Below are 3125 nucleotides of genomic sequence, written 5' to 3'. Positions count from 1 at the left end.
CGGACCGAGGAAGGTATAGGTGACAGGTGACGCGGGCATAGCGTGGTCCTTCGCTTACAGGATGACGGGCTTGAGCCCGCTRTCGGAGACGAGCGGGAGGCCGTTTTCAAGCCACTGGTCCATGCCGCCGGCGACATTCAACGCGGAGTAGCCGTGGCCGACCAGCCATTGGGCGGCGCGGAAGGAGCGCCCGCCGGTGCGGCAGATGACGTAGAGGTCTTCGTCTGGGTCCAGTTCGTCGAGCCGGGTCGGGAGCTGGTCGAGGGGGATGTGCACGGCCCGCTCGGCGTGGCCCGCGGCCCACTCGTAGTCCTCCCGCACGTCCAGAAGCCGCGCCGCTTCGGGAATCTCGGAAACGGTCACGGTGTCGATGTGGCTCATGGTCGTCCTCTCCGCATAGATCAGGTCTGCCACCAGCGTATCGCCAGCGGCCGGGCGCACCCACCAGCAAGCGGCAGGTTACGCTTCTGGAGAGCGCAAAGGAGACCCATGGCAGCACGCCCCGCGATTCCGACCCCTCGGCCCCGCCGCCGCGGGACATGTCCTCCCCCAGCCGCTACGAGTGCGCAGACCGCCACCATGCCCAACCCCGGGCACAAAGACTGGGCATGTCCCCCCGGGCGGGGAACCGAGAGCTGCCGCCGCACCCGGGGGCTGCACGTCCTTGGCTGAAATCCACGACTTGTCAGCGGTCGCACTCCGCGACGCGCTGCGCACCGGTGAGCTCTCCGCACGCCAGGCTGCGGCGCACTTCCTGGACCGCATTGCGACCGAGAACCGGCACCTGGGCGCCTTCATCACGGTCACCGGCGAGCAGGCCCTCAGGGAGGCCGACGCCGCGGACAGCCGCCACGCCCGCGCAACCGCCCACCCAGCCCGCGCCGGCGGCACCGAAGGCGGCGACCTTCCCTTGCTGCACGGCATGCCGGTCGCCTTCAAGGACCTGACCGACATCGCCGGCGTGGTCACCACCCACGGCAGCGCCGCCCTCGAGCACAAGCCCGCCCCGGCCGACGGCGCCCTCGCCGCCGCGCTGAGGAGCGCCGGCGTCGTTTCGCTGGGCAAGACGCAGGTCCCGGAATTCGGACTCACTGCCTACAGCGAGAACCGGATCGCCCCGCCAGCCCGCAATCCATACGCGCTGAGCCGAAGCTCCGGGGGCTCGTCGGGCGGCAGCGCTGCCGCCGTCGCCGCCCGGCTGCTTCCCTTTGCTCCGGGGTCCGACGGCGGCGGTTCCATCCGCATTCCCGCCGCGGCCTGCGGCCTGGTGGGTCTCAAGCCGGGCCGCGGCCTGGTCCCAGCCGGGGAAAGCACCGGCGACTCCGCCGGGCTGGTGGTTGCCGGCCCGCTGGCCCGTTCGGCCGCGGACGCCGCACTGCTGCTCGACGCGCTGGTCCCGCCTCCGCCGTCCGGACACCTTCCCGCCAAGCAGGGCGGCTACCTGCGGGTGGCCGCCCAGGACCCGCCCACGCTGCGGATCGGCGTCAGCCTGGACAGCCCGTGGCAGTCGGCCTTCCCGTTCAGGCCGGAGGCCGCCGCCCTCGACGCCCTCGACGCGGGCATCAGGCTGCTGGAGGCGGCCGGACACGAGACCGGCGAGGCCGCCATCCGCTACGACAACCGCTACCCCGGCGCGTTCACCACGGCCTGGACCGCCGGCGTCGGCAGTGCCCGCATCGCCCCGCAGCGCGAGGCCCTCCTGACGCCGCTGACCCGGACCTTCCGGCGGCGCGCCCAGCAACGCAGCGCCGCAAAGCTGAACGAATCCCTGGAGTTCCTGCGGCAGTTCCGGCGGGACACGCTGGCCCAGTACGCGGCCTGGGACCTGATCCTGAGCCCCACCCTGGCACAGACGCCGCGACCGGTGGGCTGGTTCACCGGCGCCGTCCACGGGGATGGCTATTGGCCCGCCGCCGAGTGGTCAGCAGACGCCGACGACGATTACCGCAAGCAGTGCGAGTTCGCCCCGTGGTCCTCCCTGGTGAACGTCTGCGGGCTGCCCGCGATCAGCATTCCGGTGCATTGGACCGGCGGGTCACCGGGTGCCGGCTTGCCGATGGGCATCCAACTCGTAGGCCCGATGGGTTCCGAGGCGCTGCTGCTCCAAGTGGCCACGCAGCTCGGATTCTAGGCGACCTGCCGCAGGGATTTCCCGGGCCGGCCCCGGCTGGGGTTTACTGGTGCCAACGCGGTACACGACAGGAGACGGATCAATGAAGATCACCGGTGCAGTGCTCGAGGAGATCGGCCGGCCCCGCCCCTTTGCGGAGTCAAGGCCGATCAGCATCACCGAGCTGGAACTCTCCGGCCCCGGCCCGACGGAAATCCTCGTCCGCCTTGAGGCCGCCGGCATCTGCCACTCGGACCTCAGCGTCGTGGACGGGAACCGGGTGCGTCCGGTGCCGATGCTGCTGGGCCACGAAGCCGCCGGACGGGTCGCGGAGGTCGGCGCCGACGTCACCGACCTGAAGCCCGGCCAGCGGGTGGTCATGTCTTTCCTGCCGCGCTGCGAGCAATGCGCCAACTGCGCCGCCGGCGGGCGGCTCCCTTGCACCGCGGGCTCGAAGAGCAACGGCGAGGGCACCCTGTTGCACGGTTCGATGCACCTGAGGCGCGGTGCCGAAAACATCTACCACCACCTCGGCGTCTCGGGTTTCGCCAGCCACGCCGTCGTGGACCGGGCCTCCGCGGTGCCGGTCGACGACGACATCCCGGCGGATATCGCGGCGGTCCTCGGCTGCGCGGTGCTTACCGGCGGCGGAGCGGTATTGAATGCCGCGAAACCCCGGCCCGAGGACAGCATCATGATCGTCGGGCTTGGCGGCGTCGGCATGGCCGCCCTGATTACCGCAGTCTCCCAAGGCATCTCCCGGATCGTGGCCGTCGACACCCTGGCCGAGAAGCTGGAACACGCCCGCCGGCTCGGCGCCCACGAGACATACACCCCGCAGCAGTTGGCGGAACAAGGCATCAAAGCCAAGTTCGTCGTCGAATGCGCCGGCAGCGCCCGCGCCTTCGAAGCCGCTTTCGCCGCCACCGACGTCGGCGGCACGACGATCACGGCCGGACTGCCCTCTCCCGACTCCCGCGCCCAGCTCTCCCCGCTGACCATCACGGCGGAGGCG

The 3125-nt window shown here is 71.2% G+C and carries 3 protein-coding genes; 2 read left to right on the top strand and 1 reads right to left on the bottom strand.

All coding sequences use genetic code 11. The annotated features are described in order from the left end of the window. Window positions 1-54: 54 nt before the first annotated feature. Window positions 55-381, bottom strand: a complete 327-nt coding sequence (locus tag AB4Y86_RS15505) for a rhodanese-like domain-containing protein (RefSeq protein ID WP_441403085.1) — start codon at window positions 379-381, stop codon at window positions 55-57. Window positions 382-664: 283 nt separating this feature from the next. Between AB4Y86_RS15505 and AB4Y86_RS15500 the strand changes: the two genes are divergently transcribed. Then, the gene (locus AB4Y86_RS15500; RefSeq protein WP_441403084.1) at window positions 665-2131 is read left to right on the top strand and encodes an amidase; all 1467 of its coding nucleotides are present in this window, start codon (window positions 665-667) and stop codon (window positions 2129-2131) included. An 82-nt stretch (window positions 2132-2213) separates the two neighbouring features. Further along, window positions 2214-3125: alcohol dehydrogenase catalytic domain-containing protein (locus tag AB4Y86_RS15495; RefSeq protein WP_441403083.1), on the top strand; the 912-nt coding region annotated here is incomplete at its 3' end.

It is taken from the genome of Arthrobacter sp. 2YAF22_2 (assembly GCF_052114645.1).
Taxonomy (GTDB): Bacteria; Actinomycetota; Actinomycetes; order Actinomycetales; family Micrococcaceae; genus Arthrobacter.
The sequence above is the reverse complement of the archived record's forward strand: the minus strand, read 5'-3'. Positions and strand labels throughout refer to the sequence as shown.